Annotated in this window: 22 protein-coding genes; 11 read left to right on the top strand and 11 right to left on the bottom strand. The window is 40.4% G+C overall.

Going from position 1 to position 20,225, the window contains the following annotated elements:
• Positions 1–93: 93 nt before the first annotated feature.
• Both H5186_RS01680 and H5186_RS01685 read left to right on the top strand, forming a co-directional pair.
• On the top strand, positions 94–921 hold the full coding sequence (locus H5186_RS01680; protein WP_182762747.1) for a CPBP family intramembrane glutamic endopeptidase: 828 nt from the start codon (positions 94–96) through the stop codon (positions 919–921).
• Positions 922–931: 10 nt separating this feature from the next.
• Entirely contained in the window at positions 932–1,180 is a 249-nt protein-coding gene (locus H5186_RS01685) for a hypothetical protein (RefSeq protein WP_145237690.1), read from the top strand.
• A gap of 420 nt (positions 1,181–1,600) precedes the next feature.
• Here the strand turns inward: H5186_RS01685 and H5186_RS01690 are convergent, their stop codons facing one another.
• Positions 1,601–2,494, bottom strand: a complete 894-nt coding sequence (locus H5186_RS01690) for a LysR family transcriptional regulator (protein ID WP_182794055.1) — start codon at positions 2,492–2,494, stop codon at positions 1,601–1,603.
• A 148-nt stretch (positions 2,495–2,642) separates the two neighbouring features.
• On the opposite strand from H5186_RS01690, the gene H5186_RS01695 reads away from it, so the two are divergent.
• Positions 2,643–3,398 (top strand): SDR family NAD(P)-dependent oxidoreductase, encoded by a 756-nt coding sequence (locus H5186_RS01695; protein ID WP_220496368.1) that lies wholly within the window; start codon positions 2,643–2,645, stop codon positions 3,396–3,398.
• Positions 3,399–3,662: 264 nt separating this feature from the next.
• Here the strand turns inward: H5186_RS01695 and H5186_RS01700 are convergent, their stop codons facing one another.
• The 5 genes from H5186_RS01700 to H5186_RS01720 form a co-directional block, all read right to left on the bottom strand.
• Complete coding sequence (locus tag H5186_RS01700) at positions 3,663–4,241, bottom strand: DUF2799 domain-containing protein (protein ID WP_182794057.1); 579 nt, start codon at positions 4,239–4,241, stop codon at positions 3,663–3,665.
• Between the two features lie 146 nt (positions 4,242–4,387).
• Positions 4,388–4,768 carry a hypothetical protein gene (locus tag H5186_RS01705; protein ID WP_149980924.1) on the bottom strand — a complete coding sequence of 127 codons (381 nt, stop codon included), beginning with the start codon at positions 4,766–4,768 and terminating at the stop codon, positions 4,388–4,390.
• Positions 4,765–5,133, bottom strand: a complete 369-nt coding sequence (locus H5186_RS01710; RefSeq protein ID WP_179959150.1) for a hypothetical protein — start codon at positions 5,131–5,133, stop codon at positions 4,765–4,767. The genes H5186_RS01705 and H5186_RS01710 overlap by 4 nt, the downstream gene beginning before the upstream one ends.
• A gap of 132 nt (positions 5,134–5,265) precedes the next feature.
• A complete protein-coding gene (locus tag H5186_RS01715; protein ID WP_149980923.1) occupies positions 5,266–6,156 on the bottom strand; it encodes a dienelactone hydrolase family protein in 891 nt (296 codons plus the stop codon).
• 84 nt (positions 6,157–6,240) lie between these two features.
• Positions 6,241–6,459, bottom strand: a complete 219-nt coding sequence (locus tag H5186_RS01720; protein WP_145237669.1) for a hypothetical protein — start codon at positions 6,457–6,459, stop codon at positions 6,241–6,243.
• A 211-nt stretch (positions 6,460–6,670) separates the two neighbouring features.
• Here H5186_RS01720 and H5186_RS01725 point away from each other — a divergent pair, with 211 nt between their 5' ends.
• The 4 genes from H5186_RS01725 to H5186_RS01740 all read left to right on the top strand — a co-directional run bounded on the left by H5186_RS01725 (position 6,671) and on the right by H5186_RS01740 (position 9,824).
• The gene (locus tag H5186_RS01725) at positions 6,671–7,534 is read left to right on the top strand and encodes a PA4780 family RIO1-like protein kinase (RefSeq protein ID WP_145237666.1); all 864 of its coding nucleotides are present in this window, start codon (positions 6,671–6,673) and stop codon (positions 7,532–7,534) included.
• A gap of 118 nt (positions 7,535–7,652) precedes the next feature.
• Positions 7,653–7,985 carry a PBPRA1643 family SWIM/SEC-C metal-binding motif protein gene (locus H5186_RS01730; protein ID WP_145237663.1) on the top strand — a complete coding sequence of 111 codons (333 nt, stop codon included), beginning with the start codon at positions 7,653–7,655 and terminating at the stop codon, positions 7,983–7,985.
• A gap of 161 nt (positions 7,986–8,146) precedes the next feature.
• A complete protein-coding gene (locus tag H5186_RS22940) occupies positions 8,147–9,040 on the top strand; it encodes a GGDEF domain-containing protein (RefSeq protein WP_259398212.1) in 894 nt (297 codons plus the stop codon).
• A 199-nt stretch (positions 9,041–9,239) separates the two neighbouring features.
• Positions 9,240–9,824, top strand: coding sequence for a YqaA family protein (locus H5186_RS01740; RefSeq protein WP_145237660.1), 585 nt, complete (start codon positions 9,240–9,242; stop codon positions 9,822–9,824).
• A 29-nt stretch (positions 9,825–9,853) separates the two neighbouring features.
• Here H5186_RS01740 and H5186_RS01745 read toward each other — a convergent pair whose 3' ends face one another.
• A complete protein-coding gene (locus H5186_RS01745) occupies positions 9,854–11,830 on the bottom strand; it encodes a phytase (RefSeq protein WP_182794058.1) in 1,977 nt (658 codons plus the stop codon).
• Between the two features lie 240 nt (positions 11,831–12,070).
• Entirely contained in the window at positions 12,071–13,237 is a 1,167-nt protein-coding gene (locus H5186_RS01750) for a hypothetical protein (RefSeq protein WP_182783797.1), read from the bottom strand.
• A 131-nt stretch (positions 13,238–13,368) separates the two neighbouring features.
• On the opposite strand from H5186_RS01750, the gene H5186_RS01755 reads away from it, so the two are divergent.
• Positions 13,369–13,833, top strand: coding sequence for a MarR family winged helix-turn-helix transcriptional regulator (locus H5186_RS01755; RefSeq protein WP_149980919.1), 465 nt, complete (start codon positions 13,369–13,371; stop codon positions 13,831–13,833).
• Positions 13,834–13,920: 87 nt separating this feature from the next.
• Positions 13,921–14,658 carry an RIO1 family regulatory kinase/ATPase gene (locus tag H5186_RS01760; RefSeq protein WP_182794059.1) on the top strand — a complete coding sequence of 246 codons (738 nt, stop codon included), beginning with the start codon at positions 13,921–13,923 and terminating at the stop codon, positions 14,656–14,658.
• A gap of 44 nt (positions 14,659–14,702) precedes the next feature.
• Here the strand turns inward: H5186_RS01760 and H5186_RS01765 are convergent, their stop codons facing one another.
• The 3 genes from H5186_RS01765 to H5186_RS01775 all read right to left on the bottom strand — a co-directional run bounded on the left by H5186_RS01765 (position 14,703) and on the right by H5186_RS01775 (position 17,926).
• Positions 14,703–16,115: a family 43 glycosylhydrolase gene (locus tag H5186_RS01765; RefSeq protein WP_182794060.1), complete on the bottom strand. Its 1,413-nt coding sequence runs from the start codon at positions 16,113–16,115 to the stop codon at positions 14,703–14,705.
• Between the two features lie 201 nt (positions 16,116–16,316).
• Entirely contained in the window at positions 16,317–16,784 is a 468-nt protein-coding gene (locus tag H5186_RS01770) for a hypothetical protein (RefSeq protein ID WP_149980916.1), read from the bottom strand.
• Entirely contained in the window at positions 16,784–17,926 is a 1,143-nt protein-coding gene (locus H5186_RS01775) for a PepSY domain-containing protein (RefSeq protein ID WP_182794061.1), read from the bottom strand. Before H5186_RS01775 ends, H5186_RS01770 begins: the two co-directional genes overlap by 1 nt.
• Before the next feature lie 101 nt (positions 17,927–18,027).
• Here H5186_RS01775 and H5186_RS23285 point away from each other — a divergent pair, with 101 nt between their 5' ends.
• Positions 18,028–19,128, top strand: coding sequence for a TonB-dependent receptor plug domain-containing protein (locus H5186_RS23285; protein ID WP_310737073.1), 1,101 nt, complete (start codon positions 18,028–18,030; stop codon positions 19,126–19,128).
• A gap of 26 nt (positions 19,129–19,154) precedes the next feature.
• Positions 19,155–20,186, top strand: a complete 1,032-nt coding sequence (locus tag H5186_RS23290; RefSeq protein ID WP_310737074.1) for a TonB-dependent receptor domain-containing protein — start codon at positions 19,155–19,157, stop codon at positions 20,184–20,186.
• Positions 20,187–20,225 lie beyond the last annotated feature (39 nt).

Here is a 20,225-nt window from a genome sequence, read left to right on the forward strand (position 1 = left end):
TAAATAATCAGCTTTAGCCCTAACTCATCGCCATGATGAATTGGGCTTGGCATGCTTAGCTCGAATTTTGAATTTCTTACTAAGCAGGTAACTATGAATCACACAATCAAATCACTAATATTATTAACCACCTTTATGTTCTGTCACTATTTTATGCGTGATTTTTGGGGCGAGAGTTGGAGCGAAGTATTACTTAACCTAGATCAACAAACTTATCTTTTACACACCTTGGCGAAATATCTATTTATCTACGGGCCACTTGTCTTAGTGGCGGTCTTATTATTTAAACAACACCCTTGGTATGACGTAATAGGTGTAAACGTGTCTGGCAGTCAGCACTACTTATTGGCAGCTGTAGCTTGTTGTTTGCCTATGACCTTAGGGTATGCATTCTTAAGTACCGAATTAGACCTCTCACTGCCTGGCATTATTACCGGCTCAGTATATGCTGGGTTGTTTGAAGAAATTATCTTTAGGGCAGCGTTATTTGGGGTGTTATTTCACTTTTGTCGTTGGGGATTTATTCCTGCCGCATTAATTAGCTCGGTTATTTTTGGTCTAGGGCATATTTACCAAGGGCATGATGTTATGTCTGTTGTTATGGCGCTAACCATCACAACTATCGCTGGAACATGGTTTGCGTGGTTATATTGTGAATGTGGATACCGCATTTGGTTTCCTATGTTTATGCATATTTTCATGAATGCAGCTTACGGTATATTTGGCATGTCAGGCGGCGCCGCTGGTGACCTAGAAGGCAACCTTTTCAAGGCCACTGCCATTATTCTAAGTATAATTTATGTGCATATACTGGTGCGTAAAGGGAAAACACGGGAAATAGCCTTTAAAACACTATGGCGCAACAATGGCGATGTTAATTCACAACCTCAATCAGAACTAACCACTCAAAACAGCTACTAGGAGAACCACTATGTTTGAATTATTTTTAGTTATGCTAGCCCTTACCTCACCGATTTTAATTATCATCTTTGTGCGTAATTATTTTAATTACAAATCTGAGGTCAATCAGAAGATATTAGCGCTGCAAAAAGACACAGATACCGAAGCGGTGAATAACATGCAGAAAAGGGTAGAGCAGCTGGCTAAAAGAGTGATAGTGCTTGAAAAAATAGTCACCGATAGCAAGTTTGAGTTGGGGCAGGAAATCAGCCAATTGTGATTGATGTAACAGACAACAATAAACGGCTCATGTTGAGCCGTTTTTTTGTTTAATAATTTAGTAACCTGGAGGAGCGCTATCTAACAAATAAACTTAGTTTCACGTTACAAAGTTTTATGGTCGGCTAATAGATAAAGCCAGAGGGGTCAAATCTTGACTTCACACATCAAGAATCATCAATGTCCGCTTCTACCACTTTGCCGATATTACGGCTGTGAGCGATAACCCTCAAGATTTCAAAAATGCTGTTTATATTTCATAGTGCCCTTAACTGGGAAGCAGAGAATTATATTGAGAGTGTGATTACTTAAAAGGTTTAGTTATTAAAATATTTTCAAATAAACTTTTTTGGAACATGTATAAGGCGTTTTTCACAATAGGTGTTTTTCAATAACGTGACCCAAAGCGCTGTGACTTTTATTATCTTGCTAGGGTGATTGATTGCAGCCAATCCATAAAGACAGTTAGGCGTTTAGTTGGTTGTCTACGTGATGAATAGAGTAAAGACACCGGCATTGGCTCGGCTTCAAATTGAGGTAGGACAGAAATGAGCTGGCCTTTCTTGATGAGGTTTTCTGCACCAATCGCGGGGAGTTGGGCAATGCCAAGCCCTGCTAAGCAAGCATCTAAATAAGCATCTGTGCCATTAACCGCTAGGCTACTTGGCATGGATTGTTGTTTTACCTTGTCGCCTTCCATGTATTCAAATTGGGCATCGAGATTACCAAGCGTATGAGAATATTCGATCAGTTTATGATTGGCTAATTCTGCAAGACTCTGTGGAATACCATATTTTTCAACATAGCTTGGCGACACACAGTTTACGCTTCGGTACAGCGTTAATGGGCGAGCGATAAGGCTGCTATCGTCAAGATTACCCACTCGAATGACGCAATCAATGCTTTCTTTAATCATATCTACTCGATAATCTGCGCTGCTGATCTTTAAGCGTATGTTCGGGTATTTTTCAAGGAAGTCGGATAAATGCGGAATGACAACCGTAGTGGCAAAACGACTCGGCATGTCTACTCTGAGTACCCCGCGAACATCATCAGAGTTGCGTTGGAACTGGCTTGCCAAAGCGTCTAACTCGGCGAGCAGTACTTGGCACTGTGGTAAGTAAGTCTCGCCGTCTTGAGTTAAGGTGACGCTGCGCGTGCTGCGATGAAAAAGCCGCGTGCCTAATTCACTTTCAAGCCCTTGAATAGCACTTGATACGCTTGACTTTGGTAGGCCAAGTGCGTCTGCTGCCTTGGTAAAGCTGCCAAATTGAGCAACCAATACAAAGCGCTGCATGGCTTCAAACTTGTCCATATCTTCTACCTTTGTTTGTTTAATCCGAACAATGTTATCACTTTTATCATGTATATCGATCACAATAAATTATCTACTCTGTTCAACGTGGCCAGAGCCGCTGTGGTTTAAGGTTTTAAAATTCTTATAGAATAGATTGGAGAGAGTGATGAATAAATTAGCAATTATTACTGGTGCTAGCCGAGGGTTAGGAAGAAACAGTGCTTTAGCGTTAGCTGACAAAGGCATAGACGTTATTTTTACTTATCACAATAATGTTCAACCGGCACAAAATGTGATTGAAGAGATTAAACAAAAAGGTCGAAAAGCCTTTGCTCTTCAATTGGATTCGCGCGATTTTGATGCCATCCCTGAATTTGTTAGTCAGGTTAAGGGGTTGTTGAGCAATGAATTTGCACGAAGCGATTTCGATTATTTGTTAAATAACGCTGGCACAGGTTTGCGTGCAAGTGTGGAAGAAACCACTTATGAAGAGTTAGAAAATATGCTGGCAATCCATGTAAAGGGACCTTTCTTTTTAACCCAAGCATTATTGCCACATATTAAAGACGGCGGTCATATTCTTAATATTTCATCTGGCTTGGCACGGTTTAGTATGCCAGGTTCAAGTGCCTACGCGATGGCCAAAGGTGCAGTCGAAGTCATGACGCGTTATATGGCAAAAGAGTTCGCAAACCGACAAATTCGCGTAAATACCTTGGCACCTGGCGCCATCGCGACAGACTTTGGCGGTGGTAATGTGCGTGACAACCAACAAGTGAACCAAATGGTGGCATCTGTTACCGCTTTGGGTCGGGTTGGGGAGGCTGACGATATTGGTAAAGCCGTTGCCATGTTGCTTAGTGAAGGCAGCGGCTGGATTACGGGACAGCGAATTGAAGCGTCTGGCGGTATGTTTCTTTAATTTTCAGCTAATCTTGGTGCTCTGCCGCATTATTTTTTATAAGGATTCAAAGCCCTCTGCGTGAGGGCTTTCATCGCTACTATAAAGCTCTTAATATATTGTCAGAATTAGTTAAACTCGAGCAGTGTTTACTGGCTCAGACTTGCTTTGACAGTTCAAGTTAAGACTTATTCACATAAATTACAGTGGCTTTTTTTTATCTGAATTTTGCTTTAGCTTTTTGTATTAACCCAGCCCTATTATTACAGGCTGGGCAGAAGGTAATTAAGGAAAGGTAATTTCAACTGTTGAGGCTTTATTCAATAGTGGTAATAAGGATTTTTCGCGTCTTAAGTCCTTTAACTCACGTTCTAATTGGCGTTGCTGTGTATTTAGCTCTTTACGCTGCGTTTGCGTGATGTTATTGCTGTTTAATTGCTGATTAAGTTCAGAGAGTTGTTGTTTTAGCTCGGTTATACGGTTATCAATTTCTATACGACGTTGTTGAATTTGATAACGGTCGTTACCTTCTTCCCACGCTTTTCGAAATGCACGGCTGTTACATACACCGTTATACGAGACTCCACGCATAGCAAGAGTAAAGCCGTTTTCAGGTTGACAATACACCGCTAAACCACGTTCGTAGCTACTTTTAAATTGTGCTATATTTGGGGTAATATTGTAATCGTTACACGCCGCGATCTTTGTTATGCCATCGGCATAATCACCACCGTTTACGCCGTGCTCATAACCTAAACTTTGCCAATTAGCGACTTTGCACTCATCTTGACTTAACGTTGTGCAGCCATTAATGCAGCCATTAAGTAGTGCTATACAACTTAATATAAATAAACGATTTGGCATAACTATCCTGTTATTTCGCTCTGTATCAATACGGTATAATACGTTTTATCGTTATTAAAAATCTACAATTTAAGCTGATTTGTAGACTATTTTAAGTAAAAAATTATGTGTTTTATTTAGTTTAATTGCCACAAAGCGCATCTCAACTAGTGGCGTTTTTTACTGCGAGGAGCGCCTAGTACAATCGCTATTTGGCAGACACATATCGACAAAAATCCACTTATGCCCAAAGCTCCGCCAAAATTACTAAGGTAAGGCACTAAATTATCAAACAAAATCGAAAAAATAACACTGGCAGAAAACAGCGTGTAAATACCAAAGCGTTTTGGTGCGCTCATGCCTATAAATGTTCCACCAAAAAAAATGCTGCTATATAGCTCTGCGTTGAACTCGGTGGTAAGTAAAATAAGGTAAGCGATAATAGCTAAAATTGCTGACGCTCTAATCGCATCTAGACGGTTATGCTTAGCTAAATAAAAGGTCAAAAACGCGCCAAGTAAAGCAAGTGTTACTGATGATAAACTCATGCCGCGAGCCCTTTAGCTAATACAAACAAAGCAACACTAATAAAGGCAATACTTCCTAATTTACCACCAAAGCCAGTAAACACTTTAGTCGTCAGTACGTATAAAATAGCCCCAATCAATGAAATAATTGCTAATTCCCAATAGGTATTAATCAACCCCTGAGAGCACATTCCAGCAAAACTACCAGCATAAACAGCTGCGTAAGGATGATTTGCATACTGTTTTGGAAAAGGAATAAAGCTGCCAATAAGTCCGGTTAGGCAAGATGCAATAACCGCAGGCACTGCAAATTGCGTATGAAGGGTAAAACAAGCGACACATCCACTAAAAAAAGCGATGTATTTTAGGAGAAAAAATTTAGTCATAGAGTCGGTGATTTTTCTTAACTGAAGTACTTAATTCTGAATGAAGTTAGTGCTAGCTTACTATGCTTGGCACTAACCATTATGCAATTAATCAAGGTGCAATTAAACTAGATGCAATTAAACAAGATATAATTAAACAAGGTGTTGCTCAAAAAATGCTAAAGTTCGTTGCCATGCAAGTTCTGCATTCGGTTTATCGTAACGGCCCGTTGAGTCATTATGAAAACCGTGATTGGCATCTTTATACATATACATTTTGTAATCTACATTGAGACTTTTTAAATCGCGCTCATAGTCAGGCCATGTTGCATTTACGCGCTCATCAAGCTCGGCTAATTGGATCATTAACGGGGCTTTAATATTTTTGCGCAGAGCTTCGCTGGCGGGCGTGCCGTAAAATGGTACTCCAGCGCTTAATAATGATGAATCAACCGCAGCTAGGTAATTGACAATATAACCGCCAAAACAAAATCCAACGGCACCAAGTTTACCATTACTGAGTGGGTGTGATTTTAAATAGTGGGCTGCTGCAACAAAATCATTTTGAATTTTCTCTTTATCCATTGAGCTTTGCATGGCTCGCCCTTCGTCATCATTACCCGGATAACCACCTAGCGGAAATAGCGCATCGGGTGCAAAAGCGACAAAACCCGCTTTGGCTAAACGACGGGCCACATCTTTTACATAAGGGTTTAAGCCTCGGTTTTCATGCACCACTAAGACTACCGGGCGCTTGCCCTTTAATTGCGTTGGCACTACTAAATAACCTTGTCCTTTGCTATGACCATTGGGAGAATCAAAACTTTGATAAGTTGCTTTAATTGATTCATCATTAAACGAAACTTGTTCGGCTAAGGCATAATTTGGTAATAACGCTGACGTGAGCACTGTCATTGAATAACCAAGGGCGACTAAGCCACCAAGTTTTTTCATAAACGTGCGTCTATCCATTTTGCCATGAGCGTATTCATCGTACCAATCAAAGGCTTCTTGAGGAATGTGATCTGAATGTGGGTTATTCATTGCAGTGCCTATATGTTATTGATTTAAGATTTAATAACATAGCTGAGAGAACTCAAAATGTATATTGCTGTATGCTTAATATACTTAGCTAACTTCTTCACCGGCATGTTTTGCGGCTAATTCATCAAGTTCTGCGCAAGTGTAATCAAACCCCGCGCCATCGAATTGATAATTTACTTTAACGTCAAAACCACCATTAAGAAGTTTTGTTTTTACTCGGGCGACAGGCCAATGCTTTAATTCGTTTAAAAAACGATTAGCGATTTGACCAGATTGGAAGCGATAGCGTATTTCTGAATTCATATAAAGTAAGTATAATTTGGGCTGTTAACTTCGCAGTTTGTGGATTTAGCCGATTTAGTCAAGTTTTTTGTTCTTTAACATGCTTGATAAGTTCAATTGTGCGCTTATTAGCATTGGTTTTCGTCTGCTTTTGCTTTAACGTAAGGGTCTGTCAGATAAAATAGTTTGCGAGAAGATTACAAGGTATGCCTAAGTACGGTATAAGAGTGTCATGAAAACGCCAAAACAGATTTTACCGTTAATAGAAGACGGTATCGTTGATGAAGTCATCAGCCAATTAATGAGTGGAAAAGAAGCCTCGGTTTATGTGGTTCGCTGTGGCGAGCATATTCGCTGTGCGAAAGTGTACAAAGATGTACAACACCGAAGTTTTAAACAAGCAGTAAAATACCAAGAAGGACGTAAAGTACGCAATAGTCGCCGCGGTCGTGCGATGGAAAAAGGCTCTAAGTTTGGTCGTAAAGAACAAGAAAACGTGTGGCAAAATGCGGAAGTAGATGCGCTTTTCACGCTTTCTCGGGTTGGCGTAAAAGTACCACAACCTCATGGTTGTTACGATGGTGTACTGATCATGGATTTAGTCACCGATAATGATGGTGATGTTGCGCCGCGTTTAAATGATGTGAGTTTAACTGCTGAGCAGGCAATTGAAGATCACGCTACTATGGTTCATTACATTCGCTTAATGCTATGTGCGGGTATTGTGCATGGTGATTTGTCTGAATTTAATGTGTTAGTAGATAGCTACGGTCCGGTGGTGATTGATTTACCGCAGGCAGTAAATGCGGCGGCGAATAACAATGCGCAAGAAATGTTTTTACGTGATGTACGCAATATGCGCTTGTATTACGGGCAGTACGCACCAGAAATACTCGATACGCGTTTTGGTGAAGAAATGTGGGCTTTGTATCAAGCGGGTGAATTAACAGCAGAAACTGTTCTTTACGGTGAGGTTGCAGATAACCATGCTGAGGCTGATGTTGATTCAGTGCTTGATGAAATCAAAGCTGCATTTGAGCAAATGCAAGAAAACCAAGAGCGAATAAAAGCAGCACAAGCACCTGAAGACGACTAAAGTTTATTAGCTTCATTATCGATTTTAAAGATGCGCGCTAACAGCATTAAATTCTGTTAGACTGCGCAGCCTTTAGCTACTCGCGGTGAGTTGCTTTAAATGACAGTTAGGAACGCAGGTGTCAAAATTTTTCTATCGTGGTAAGCCCGATATTATGGGTAAAAATAATCAAGGTACTTATCAGCCTAAACCGAAAGTAAAACCTGGTAGCGAAGAAAATCCGCTCGTTTTACAGGTGCAAAGCGCTGCACGTGAGCTTGAAATAAACGCTATTTTGATAGCTAATGATTTATTTGCAGATATTCGTGTTGATAGTACGCTTGCTGAAGATATTACTCCTTTAGATATTGTACTTAATAAACCTGTTACTCAAGTTTTTGAAAAAACACCACAACGTAATGATCCATGTTCGTGTGGCAGTAATAAAAAATACAAAAAATGCTGTGGTTAAAATACCTTGTTTAGGTGTGTAAACTCAGGTTGGTGCTGGTGTTAGGAACTTAAAAAATCAGCTCCAGTGATATAAAACGGCAGTTGTATTTAAAAGCTATATATTCATTAGCTTGTGATAGCGTTATTTAATATAGCGCTCACTTAATCAGCGAAACGTGTATGAAATACAGTGATAATAAACTTCAACAACAAACTGCAAAAAACACCTTACAACCCGTGTTTTCAGCTGTATTTGTAGTTACTCTGTTTTTAATAGTTACCTCGTATATTTATTTCTATCCTGAATTAGATAACAGTATTTTTTTTAATGGTGTACTTACCGACGCAATTAACCTATTAATTGTGGTGGCTATTTTTATCATTGTCCAAAGGGCCAACTTATCAGTTTTTGCTTATGTTAATTTAAGCATCGGTTTATTATTGTGGTCAGCGGGTTTAACCTTTGATCTACTTGATGAAGTGCTGATCCAGCCTTTGTTTATTGGTATTTATGTTGAGGATGTTTTACGTACTGCAGGCATGTTGTTTACTTGTTATGGTTTAAAGTTAACTATAGGCGATTTAACAAGTGTGCAGCAGCAGTTATCAAAAGAGCTGATCACTGATTACTTAACCCAAATAGCGAACCGCCAATTTTTTTATCAATATATGCAAAAAAATCAATCAGCCCCGTATACAATTTTGCTTATTGATATCGATTTTTTTAAAGTGATTAATGATCAGTTTGGTCACGATAGGGGGGATCAAGTACTGATCGAATTATCATCTTTATATGCCAAAGCTTTACCTAATAATAGTGTCTTTGCACGTTTAGGTGGTGAAGAGTTTGCAATATACCTGCCCGGCGATGACCGACCAAAAGCCTGCGATTTAAGTGAGCAATTACTATCACTTGCACATACCATTGAACTTGCTGCTAATCGAACGGTAAGTGTAAGTATTGGTGTGTCATTTAAGGCCCCAGAAGAAGCGTTTAATGAGGTAGTTAAACGTGCTGATCAAGCCTTGTACAAAGCGAAAAATAGTGGCCGTAGCCAATATTACATTGCTTAATCCCTAAGCGATTGATTACAGTAAAATTTACAATTTTAATTGGGGGTTTTTACACTATCAGTTAAATTTATTTGCCTGTTCCTGTTAATATTTATTAAAAAATGCTTATAAAACAATGCACTTATTTATTATGCAAGGCTGGTATTGAGCTTGCAATATGCTTATAAATATAACTTATAAGCACTACCAAGGTGATACTATGGCTGTTATGCAGCGCTTAAAGCAAAAAACACGACAATTTATTGATTCAAAGCATATGTTAACCAGCATAACGGCGGCTTCATTTTTAGAGTCAACAATAGTTCCTATTCCTCTTGAAGCAGTATTGGTGCCGTTGATGCAAGCGCGGCGTGAAAAGCTTTGGCTAATCGCCTTAATGGCGACTTTAGGCTGTATTATTGGGGCTTTGTTTGGTTACGCGCTTGGCTATTACTTGTTTGATGCGGTTGGCGATTGGGTGATCAATACCTTTTCAAATCCAGAGCAGTTTGAACACGTAGAACAACAAATGCAGCAGCAAGGTTTTTGGTTTGTAATAATGTTGGGGATAGTGCCAATTCCTTTTCAAATAGCTATGCTCGCAGCGGGTGCCACCAAATATTCATTAATAATGTTTTTAATTGCGACGACTATTGCCCGTTCAATTCGGTATTTTGGTCTGGCGCTGGTGGTGTATTATGCTGGCAATCAAGCAGAGCGAATTATCACAAAACATAAAACCAAAGCAATGCTTGGTTTGACTGTGTTGGTGTTAGTTATTTGGTGGTTAACAACGGTAATATAGCCGCCAAGTGACGGCTATATTTGTTTCGTTTACTTAACGTCGCCATGGATAAGTGAATGTACTTGGCGCCAATCCACCAGTTTAAAATTTTGTGGCTGCTGTGGCATACGATTGTAGCCATCTTGCACTATTAATACGCCAAGAGGGTAGCCAGGCAGCGGTTTGGCTGTAACGGTTAAGCCATCGGTTTCTGACACGCCATCAATACCGTTATTTAAGTTTGCAAGAATATTAAACTTACTGACAAACTCAAGGGTAGGGTGTTTTTCACCTTTATTTATGCGATACACGACATAACTATCGTCACCTTGGCTAGATACCACTAATAAGCGCTCGTCTTTACCATGATAAATCTCCATACCTTCTACATCATCAACTAGCATTTCATTCACGGATTGCAATAAAATAGGCGCTTGCTGTGAATCAGGCTCTGCTTGGATAAACCAAATACCAGCGTCTTCCTCACCGGCAAAAAGTTCGCCGTTTTTATCATCACTACTACAACCTTCTGGCTGGCTAGGTAGAGTAAATTCGCGCACCAGTTTGCCCGAGACTTGTTGCTGTTGGCTGGTTATTTTATATTGCTGATATAACCCTGATTTATCATTCACAAATACATAGTCACCAGATTTCGATGAATACATGCATAAGCCATAAATCTCACTCAAATTGGTAGCCACGCTACCTAAGTGGTGTACGCTGCTTTGTATGTCGACAGTGAACAAACTAATGCTATTTTCACTGCGGTTACTGGCTGCAATTAGCGTGTGAGTTGGGTTGTTGATATTACTACTTTGACGAACGTCAACATTGTTAACTCTACCTACGTCAAGGTTTTGAATTTGCTCTCCAGCTAAGTTATAGATCATCAGTCCGCGACGTTTATCGGTGCCTATGATCAAGCTTTTAGCGGCGTCGGTTGGATGCGCCCAGATGGCTGGATCGTCTGCGGCATCACCAAATGCTGCAACTGGTGTCGTTTGCACGTTTGCATACACATGTGCTGTTTTTGCCGTGGTGGTGTTGGTTTTTGTCGTACTGGTGATTGGGTCTAAAATTAACTGGCTGCTGCGGTACGCGCCACTTTCATCGTCATACATAATGGCTTGAGCAGTAGTGGCGTTATTATCAATTACCACAGAACCAATACTGAGATCTCCAGAGACACGCCACTTTTGTTGTATACCTTGCTCTGGATTATATCGGTATAGGGTGTTATTGCTGCTGCTAGTAAACCAGAGGCTGCCATCAGTGCTGGTGGTTAATGCGCCAATACCGCTGGCCAGTTCACCAAAGGGAGCAACCATGGTAAGGGGTTGTTTACTCGCTGAAGATTCTGCATTGGCGTTCATTTGCCAAATGCCAAGTTCTTCTTCACTGATAAATAATTGTTGGCTTACATCATTAACCGCACAACCCGCAGCTTCATTTACACCGGCAAATTCTCGGACCGCAATGTTAGTGGTTTGCTCTGTGGCAAAGTTATAAATTAAGGTTTCGCGCATTAAGCCGCGAACATCAGCAACAAAAGCAGAAATACTCCCCGTATTGTGATTGTTAAATAGGCAGACCGCTTCAGGTTTTGCTTGCGGTGCAACAATCGGTGTGTGCTCCGTTAGCTGCCAGTTGCCGTTACTTTTAGTTAGGGTGAAAACGGCAACCAGATCACGTTCGTTATCAATACTGGTCACTAAAAAGCGATTATCGCCAATAGTACGCACTGACAGAGTTTCAAAGTTACCCGCGTTAAGTACTTCGCTATGTTGTTTATTTTGCTCTACTACAATTAAGCCTTGGCTTTCACTGGCTAGTAACCATGCATCATCAAAAAGCCAAGCAGCTTGCGAACCTTGAACATTATTTTGTTGCCAAAATGGTGCGCTGTTAAGCTTTAGTGTAGTTTGGCTTGGTTGAGTGGAATTAACATCTTGGCTGCTGCAAGCGCCTAATGTTGCTGTGAGTGTTAATATGCTCAGTGCATAAGCAAGTGGTTTAAGTGTTGGCACGAGTAAAGTCCTAAGTTAGCCATGTATGCGATGCAAGCTAAATAACTTTTATGACAAAACCGTGACAAAAGAAAGACTTCTGCAGTGAGAGTAAAGCTATTTAGGTTTCCTTTCATTCAATGCTTTTTATTTTATCTATCTGTTTTTATTGGTTTTAATTTTTAATTGTTAGTTTTAAAATGACCCATTAGGGCATCGCTTTCATGCTGAGCTGATGTGACCCTAAGCATAATATAGCGGTTATTTTTCTGTGATGGTGGTGTGTATTTCTGTTTTCATTTGCGCTAATGCTTGCAGCACGGAACGTTGCCAAATAGCTTTAAATGCCTTACTAAATAAATATAAGAAGAGCAAAGGCATGATAAATAATTTGATGATTAGTAACGACACTAAGTTTAAAAATTCAATAAATAAGCCCTCTAAAGAATTAGCCATATCTGTAATGCCAGTGGTAACGGTATCAACGACTTTGCTAATTAAATTGCCAGAATTACCTGCTAGTTGGTCGTTATAATCATGCAGCTGTTGTTGCAGCTGAGCTTTCTGTTGATATAACGCGGCGAACTGATTGTTGATAGATGCTTGTTGTTGCTTTAACTCGCGCTGTTTTTGCAGTAATGGTTTAGCCTCGGGAAGTTCTGTTAAGGTGAGTTTTTCGGCTAAACTGCGGGTCGTTTGAATGGCGTCAATTTGCTTATTTAAATGCTCAAGCTGCTGTTGGTTTTCTGTAATAATTACTTTTAATTGTTGTTGCTGAACGGCAATAAGTTCGAGTTCATCGAGGGTTGTTTGCTTGCCACTGTTAATTTTTGCGCTCAGTTGTGCTGATAATGTGGAGGTTGCATTAGCCTGTACGCTAAGTGTGTCAACGGTCTTTTCAACATATTGATTTTGATAATTAATTTCTTCATCTAGAAAGGCTTGGCTGGCAAGCCCAGTTGCAAGTACTACAAATGGAATTAAAAACCGCACTAAAATCAGGCTGGCTAGTAACTTTCCTTTAAGCTGTTTTAAATACCCAAAATAATCACAGACTAAATAACTAATGACGCTGGCGGTAAACAAGGCGCTAAAAAATACCCCTGATGAAATAGTAAATAAAATCCGCTGGATAAACAGTGAGCCTAATGATATGCGCATCGCATCGGCAATGTATTCGGCTAAATCGTTCACCGGATCAAGCAATTGCGCAGGCGCTATGCTGGCTATACCAATACCAACTTCAGCCGACTGTAATAAAGAAATAATGCCGTTAACACTGCGCGCAGAAGCATAAACTAATGATGACTGCACTAAGGTTTGGTCAAGAAAATCCATGACATAGCTGTTAAATTGCTCTGACCAGCAAAGTAGTAGCAGTATAAGTATGGCAATATACTTGATAACATCTCGTTGTTTACTTTGCATGTATTCCTCAATAACATTAGTTAGCTTGTTTGACGCTACACTAATTAGGTGTCACTACGCAATTATGTTTGATTGAATTATTATAGCTATTAATGGTCAATGAGTGACCTTCACGCAGTTTTTGAGAATTTATGAAAGAGTCCGCTTCACTTGTACAATGTTGTATTGATGATCTTGATCCCGTTCAAGATCTGGGTCGGTTAGTTGCTTATTTACGGTCAAATTTAGTAACCCATCTAGATGCTGGCCTTACGCCAATGGATTTAACTTCGGCGCAATATATTGTTGTGGTGCTATTAGCTCGAGGCAAAGTGCATACTTTGGCAGAGCTATGTGAGCATATGGTTTATGATCGTGGCGCGATGAGCCGTTTGTTGTCTCGTTTAGAAGAAAAAGGCTTAGTTGCAAAACAACAATCCGCAGAAGATCGCCGCTCTACGCTATTATGCCTTACGGAAAAAGGCCAACAGCTTTACCCTGAAATACTCCCTATTGTGAATAATATTTACCGCACAGCACTAATCGACTTTTCTGATGATGAAAAAAAACTGTTGGCAAAGCTGTTATTTAGAGCAATTCATAATTTGAAATCGTAAATCTAGCTAAGGGTTATATTGCTGTGAGTGCAGAGATTTGATAATATAGTTGCCTAGGCATTTATATTTAACAAATCGCAGGGTGTTATGATCGAAGCTACTTTATTAATGCAGTTACAGCAGCAATTTCCAGAACATCAGTTTGCAGCCGAAAATTTAAATGTTGTTCATACTGGACGTTTTGCAAATGCTATTGTCTATCGTTATACCGATCAGCAACTCGATTTAGTAATTAAAGATTTTCAACATAGCCCTTGGTGGATCAGAAAAACCTTTGCGCCTTTGTCGGTGAATCAAGAGTATAAAGGGCTGGCTCGTTTAGCTGGCATAACTGGAGTGAGTGGGCGATTTTTACGATTATCGCCGATTGCTGTTGCCTATGACTATATTACAGGCACACCACTTAAACAGTTAGTACAACAAAAAGAAGTGCTACCCGTTAGTTTTTTTAAAGATTTTGAACGACTGGTTGCATTAATGCATCGCCGAGGGGTTGTACATTTAGATTTGCGCAATTTGGGTAATGTGCTTTGTAGTGATGATGGTAAACCGTATATCATCGATTTTCAGTCGACGATACGATACGCGCGATTTCCTCGCTGGTTACAGCAATTTATGCGTGGTGCAGATATGTCGGGTGTTTATAAAGCATGGGCAAAGCTTGCTGATCAACCTCTGCCAGATGCCAAAGCTGATTATTTAAGTAATTTTAATCATGTTAGAAAGCGTTGGATTTTTAGAGGTTACCCGATCCAACGTGCATATATGTGGGGATGTGGAATAGCTACGCAAATCGCCTCCGCTATCATGGAGCGTTTTTTATAAAGCGCGTTATTACACGCTTTATAAATGTTGTTAAGTTGGCTGGTTTAAAATCTTGGCCAACCATTTGAGTCCCAATTTAGTATGCTGATCAATAGTTTTGGCACACCGTTGTCACCTTTATCATAAGCATGGCGAACCATTACATCGGTATTAAGAATATCTTGGCCGCCAGGTCCGGCCCACTGGCTGTTACCAGCATCTAAAATACTGCCACCACCAGAGAGCATATTGTTGCCATTCTTGTCTAAGTAAGGACCACGAATATCCGTTGCACGCCCATATGCGATACGATAGGTGCTATCGGTTCCTGCGCAACATTTACCAACAGATACAAATAGGTAGTAGTATCCTTGGCGATAGATGATCGTTGGTGCTTCAATGCCACCTGAGCGGCTAGCAAGGGAATAGAGCTCACCAAATGGTTTCATCGTTATTGGGTTGATCCGCATTAACTTGATACCTGAATTCCACGAACCGAATGTTAACCATGGCGCACCATCTTTGGCGACGACTAAATCTGGGTCAATCGCATTGTAGTTATTGCTGTTGGTGGTGTTTATCACTAAACCATCATCACGCCAATTACCGGCAGAGACAATACTTGCTGAGGTTAAACCAATTGCCGAAACACGCGAGCCAAAGGTTGATATTGCATAATAAAGCCAGCTGCGGCCATTGTAGCTTTTAAGTTCAGGCGCCCAAACATCAATGCCATCGTGTTCAGGCACATAGTTAGACCACCAATTTAAGCCATTAGGAAAAATCGCTGCCGCATCATTCCATGCTACGCCATCATTTGACCACTTTCCAGCGATGCCAGGCCCAGTTTGAAATATCCACCACGTACCATTTTCGTAACTGATGGTTGGATCGTGAGTGACTAAACTACCGGTTAATGGCCAATGATCCGTTGCGCCATTGGTAGTTGAAGGATCAAAGGGAGCGGATTCTACGTTGGCCAGTTTATTGAGCTGCCAAAGCTGTGCATCACTGCCATTGTATGCCCATTGGCTGATATTAGCCCCGTCATTGCCGTCAAAGTCATACAGGTCGAGTGCTTTTTGGCTATTGGCATTGATAAAGCTCACATAGCCGTTGCCTTCGTTATTAATTTGCCAATGCTGGGTTGCGCCAGCGCTATAGTCATATTGCACTACGTTTGCGCCATCATTAGTTGACCACTCAAAGACCTCCATTGCTTTACCGCTGTTAAGGTTTATTACAGAGTAGTTATTATTTTCAACCTGAGTAATGAGCCAACGTTGGGTATCGTGATTAGTATTAGCCCATTGGCTAATATTCGCGCCATCCGCAGTTGATGCATTGGCGACTTCGACAAATTTGGCGCTATATTTTGATTTTATGGTATAGACACCATTATCGATAGCGAATGCATTATTAAAAAATGGGCTGGCGGCTAAACTAAGCCAGCAAAGTAATTGTGTGGAAAATTTCATTTTATCTCCAAAGTACTGTGTGTGTATGATCCGATAGCTCAAGCAAATTTAGCATTCGATGAGCAGCTCAACGATTAACCTTTAAAAGGTTAATTATAATACTTTATTATATTATTACTTTTGTAAAGATAAATGGTGATTTAAGTTAAATAAAAGTTGGGTTTGGGTGGGCGTGGGAGCATGTTTTGCTCCCCATTGTTGTTAGTTAATAAACTGGCTTGGAATTTCCCAGCTTTGAACTAGCAATTCACCTTGCCACGTTTGGAGTGTGATCCATGCCTTATCTTTGCTGGTTATTAATTTTGGTGCAATAGCGTGCACATGTTGACCATGACGCGTGCCATGTAAAATACCTTCATCGGCTTTTGATAACTGACTAAGTGGTAAAGGAGTGGGGCCAATATTCATGTAACCTTGGCGTACATCTGCTATTTTTCCTTTATTAAACATTACCATAAAATCTTTAACGTATTCACCATGGTGGCTATAGGGGGGCGCCATATTAAGTGGCATGGGTGCAAGGGTAAACTCTCCCATTGTTTGCTCGCCCCATGAGTCAGGAAATATGAGAATCATTGATTGATATAAAAACCAAAATGGTAAAATTAAAATACTAGCATGTAGTAGATACTTATAGCGTTGCCACCAAGTACTTTTAAGTCGCGCCATTATTGTGCCTCCTGAATATAGTCAGTCGTTAGCAGCTGCGCCTTTGTTGTCTTAGCTAACTTACTACGCCACATCATAAAGCCTGTAATAGACATACCGCTTAAGATCACGCCAAAAATAAACCAAACTAGCTTGGTCCAGATCCCGCCAATTGTGCCGTAATGCAAAGGGTCTGCAATATGAGAAATAGTTTGTAGAGCGTTCATTGATCCGGGACTTTTAGTCTGTGCTAATTCGCCTGTCCAAGGATTTATCGTCGTTGAGAACGCATAGTCATCATAGAAAATAGTGTTGTTCGAGCCGCTGATACTGTACATGCCTCGGCTATGTTCTGGGAACATGATGTAATGAGGTTCAAAGTCAGTAAACTGCTGCTTAGTGAGCTGTAGAGCCTGACTTAGACTGATGGCCGGTACCGTTTTAGAGGTGGGCAAATCAGCTATGCTTACCAGCGGCGGATGCTCTTCAATATCAATTTCGTTATGCCACATAATTGCTTGAGTTAAATACCAAAACCCCGTTAAGCTCATAATGAGTAAAAACCACATAGACCAGACGCCAGCTAAGCTATGTAAATCTTTTAATAAGGTTTTTTTACCTTGATTGAAGCGCAATTTAGGCTGAGTAAAAGCACGCCAGAAATTTTTATAAATAATCAGCCCGGTGGCTAATGCGCCAAACATGACTATTGCCATTGCAGATACAAGATAATAACCGACGCTATAACCAGATTGCCATGGAAACAACAGCCAACCATGTAACGCGCGCATAAAACCAATAAAGGTGATGCCTTGATTAACTGCTTGTATTTGCCCTGTGTACTGATTTACGTAGGCAATTGCTTGGGGTTTATTGTGATCTGTAAAAATAATAGCGTTTACTAAATACGGTTCATACACCAATACTGATGTGATATCAGCAGTTGGATGTTGTTGTTCTACTGCTGCTATTAATTCATCGATTGGTTTTGCAGGCAAATTGTTAGGATTACTTGCTCGAGCAGCAGGGTTGGTTAACCAGGTAAGCTCATGACTCACTACAGAGAGAGTGCCTGTAATACAAATAAAACAGAATAAAACCCATACAGGCAATGAGAACCAGCCATGTAATTGAAACCAAAATCGCTTGCTTACTTTAGCCATAGTGAAACCTATTGTTAATGATATTTGTTATCATTCATATTGCATTTCAATAATTGTACTATTAAACTACCTTCAATTTCAATTTGTCCTAAGGAATATTAATGCAGTTAAGTGGAATAAATACACCGTTAAGTATTTTATCTTTGACTCTTCTTTCACTGTTAAATCCTTCTAATGCTGTTGCCGAACAGCATGCTGTGAGTGAAGATCACGATTTAGAAGTTATTACGGTAAAAAGCCAACGAGGTTTGATTTCATACATGAGTGCGTCTGGTGCAAAATCAGACGTGCCAATCATTGAAACTCCGTTGTCTGTTTCAGTTTTAACGCAAGAGCGAATTGAAGATTTAGGCGCACTAACTATTCAAGATGCAATTGGTTATGTGTCTGGTTTATATAATGGTCCATACGGTGTTGATACCCGTGGCGATTGGTCGGTTATTCGTGGTGTGTCGCCCGTACAATACTTAGATGGCTTAAAATCGTTGTATGGTAGTTATAATAATGTTCGTACTAACCCTTATGGATTGTCGCAAATTGAAATACTCAAAGGGCCGAGCTCAGTACTTTATGGACAGGGGTCAATTGGCGGGATTGTTAACTTAGTCAGTAAAAAACCAGAAGCTGAAACATCAGGGCAGCTTTGGGGGCAAGTTGGTAATTACTCGCGCAAACAAGTTGCGGGAGATATTACCGGTGCATTAAATGATGATGCTTCATTACAAGGGCGAGTAATTGGTTTATGGCGAGAGAGTGATACCCAAACCGATTATGTGCCAGATAACAGTATTGTGTTTTCTCCATCATTAACCTGGTATGCCACTGATGATACAAAAATAACGCTATTAACTAATTGGCAAAAGAATGAATCAGGCACGAGTACCTCGTTCTTACCTCACTCAGGCACTATTTTAGAAAACGAAAACGGCAAAATTCCATCAAACCGTTTTGTTTCTGAGCCGGGTTTTGATCGTTATGATACTGAGCAAGCGTCAATCACTGCGATTTTAGAGCAAAATATTAATGCTGATTGGCAGTTTAAACTTGCTGCGCGTTACACCGATAGTCATGCTGATTATCATACGATTTATGGTTGGCCACCTAAATTTTTAGAAGATGGGCGCAGCGTCAATCGAGTGTCTATCTTAGCTCTGCTGATTCGCGGGCTATTGCTAGTGATGCCCAGTTTCATGGCAATATAATAACCGGTAATATTGAGCACACAATAGTGATGGGGCTCGATTATCAAAATGCTTATACCGATAACGACTCTGTTTCTGGACTTGCTGGCACGCTCGATTTATTTAGTCCTGTATACGGTAAAGTAGATAATTTACCAACAGCGGGTGATTTGATTGACGCTCCCCCATCAAAGACTTATCAAACTGGCCTATATATTCAAGACAGCATGAAAATAGCCCAGCAGTGGATTGTATCAGCAGCACTACGCCGTGATAAAGCAACAACAAATCCTGAAAACGGCAAAAGTGAGTCACAGTATGCGACCACCGGTCGTTTAGGCTTGATGTATTTATTTGACTCAGGGGTTTCACCGTATGCAAGTTATAGTGAATCATTTGAACCATTGCTAGGCTATGATGCCTTTGGTAATGCGTTTGTACCAAAAACAGGTGAGCAAGTTGAAGCCGGTATCAAATATCAACCTGCCGGAACAGAGCATCTACTTACGGCCGCCGTATATCATATTGTAGAGCAAAATCGCACTACCCCATTTAATGCAGAGCAAGCCACAGATAGCAAAGTAATTTCTCCAAACGGCCAAGTGCAACAGGGCGAAGTGACGGTAAAAGGACTTGAACTTGAAGCACAATTAGCTTGGCAAAGTGTCGATGTGTATGCGTCATACGCATACAGCGATGGTTACGTCAGTCAGAGCAATAAACAACGTGAAGATGGTGCAACACTTGCAGCGTTACCAAAGCAGCAAGCATCAATTTGGACGACATGGCGACCAGAAACTATGCATGGTTTTAAAATGGGCTTAGGTGCGCGCTATGTGGGAGAGACATCTGACGGTAGTGTCTATGGTGAGCGAGATGGCTTAGTAGTTGATCCAATTAAAACTACCGATTACACACTCTTTGACGCTATGATTGGCTATGATTTTGGGCAATACAGTTTCAGTTTGCAAGCACAAAACATTACTGATAAGACCGTGATCACCTCATGTTTAGCGCGTGGAGATTGCTTCTATGGTCAACGCAGAACAGTAACAGCGAATGTACGTTATAAGTTTTAATGAAGTTAAGATTTAGTATAAATAAAGGGAGCAATTAGC

Origin of the sequence: Pseudoalteromonas sp. SG41-2 (assembly GCF_014164535.1) — a bacterium.
Lineage (GTDB): Bacteria > Pseudomonadota > Gammaproteobacteria > Enterobacterales > Alteromonadaceae > Pseudoalteromonas > Pseudoalteromonas rhizosphaerae.

Bases quoted from the DNA above. Each gene is read 5' to 3' on its own strand.
- H5186_RS01680 (WP_182762747.1), top strand. From the start codon at position 94: ATGAATCACACAATCAAATCACTAATATTATTAACCACCTTTATGTTC.
- H5186_RS01685 (WP_145237690.1), top strand. From the start codon at position 932: ATGTTTGAATTATTTTTAGTTATGCTAGCCCTTACCTCACCGATTTTA.
- H5186_RS01690 (WP_182794055.1), bottom strand. From the start codon at position 2,494: ATGGACAAGTTTGAAGCCATGCAGCGCTTTGTATTGGTTGCTCAATTT.
- H5186_RS01695 (WP_220496368.1), top strand. From the start codon at position 2,643: ATGAATAAATTAGCAATTATTACTGGTGCTAGCCGAGGGTTAGGAAGA.
- H5186_RS01700 (WP_182794057.1), bottom strand. From the start codon at position 4,241: ATGCCAAATCGTTTATTTATATTAAGTTGTATAGCACTACTTAATGGC.
- H5186_RS01705 (WP_149980924.1), bottom strand. From the start codon at position 4,768: ATGAGTTTATCATCAGTAACACTTGCTTTACTTGGCGCGTTTTTGACC.
- H5186_RS01710 (WP_179959150.1), bottom strand. From the start codon at position 5,133: ATGACTAAATTTTTTCTCCTAAAATACATCGCTTTTTTTAGTGGATGT.
- H5186_RS01715 (WP_149980923.1), bottom strand. From the start codon at position 6,156: ATGAATAACCCACATTCAGATCACATTCCTCAAGAAGCCTTTGATTGG.
- H5186_RS01720 (WP_145237669.1), bottom strand. From the start codon at position 6,459: ATGAATTCAGAAATACGCTATCGCTTCCAATCTGGTCAAATCGCTAAT.
- H5186_RS01725 (WP_145237666.1), top strand. From the start codon at position 6,671: ATGAAAACGCCAAAACAGATTTTACCGTTAATAGAAGACGGTATCGTT.
- H5186_RS22940 (WP_259398212.1), top strand. From the start codon at position 8,147: ATGAAATACAGTGATAATAAACTTCAACAACAAACTGCAAAAAACACC.
- H5186_RS01740 (WP_145237660.1), top strand. From the start codon at position 9,240: ATGGCTGTTATGCAGCGCTTAAAGCAAAAAACACGACAATTTATTGAT.
- H5186_RS01750 (WP_182783797.1), bottom strand. From the start codon at position 13,237: ATGCAAAGTAAACAACGAGATGTTATCAAGTATATTGCCATACTTATA.
- H5186_RS01755 (WP_149980919.1), top strand. From the start codon at position 13,369: ATGAAAGAGTCCGCTTCACTTGTACAATGTTGTATTGATGATCTTGAT.
- H5186_RS01760 (WP_182794059.1), top strand. From the start codon at position 13,921: ATGATCGAAGCTACTTTATTAATGCAGTTACAGCAGCAATTTCCAGAA.
- H5186_RS01765 (WP_182794060.1), bottom strand. From the start codon at position 16,115: ATGAAATTTTCCACACAATTACTTTGCTGGCTTAGTTTAGCCGCCAGC.
- H5186_RS01770 (WP_149980916.1), bottom strand. From the start codon at position 16,784: ATGGCGCGACTTAAAAGTACTTGGTGGCAACGCTATAAGTATCTACTA.
- H5186_RS01775 (WP_182794061.1), bottom strand. From the start codon at position 17,926: ATGGCTAAAGTAAGCAAGCGATTTTGGTTTCAATTACATGGCTGGTTC.
- H5186_RS23285 (WP_310737073.1), top strand. From the start codon at position 18,028: ATGCAGTTAAGTGGAATAAATACACCGTTAAGTATTTTATCTTTGACT.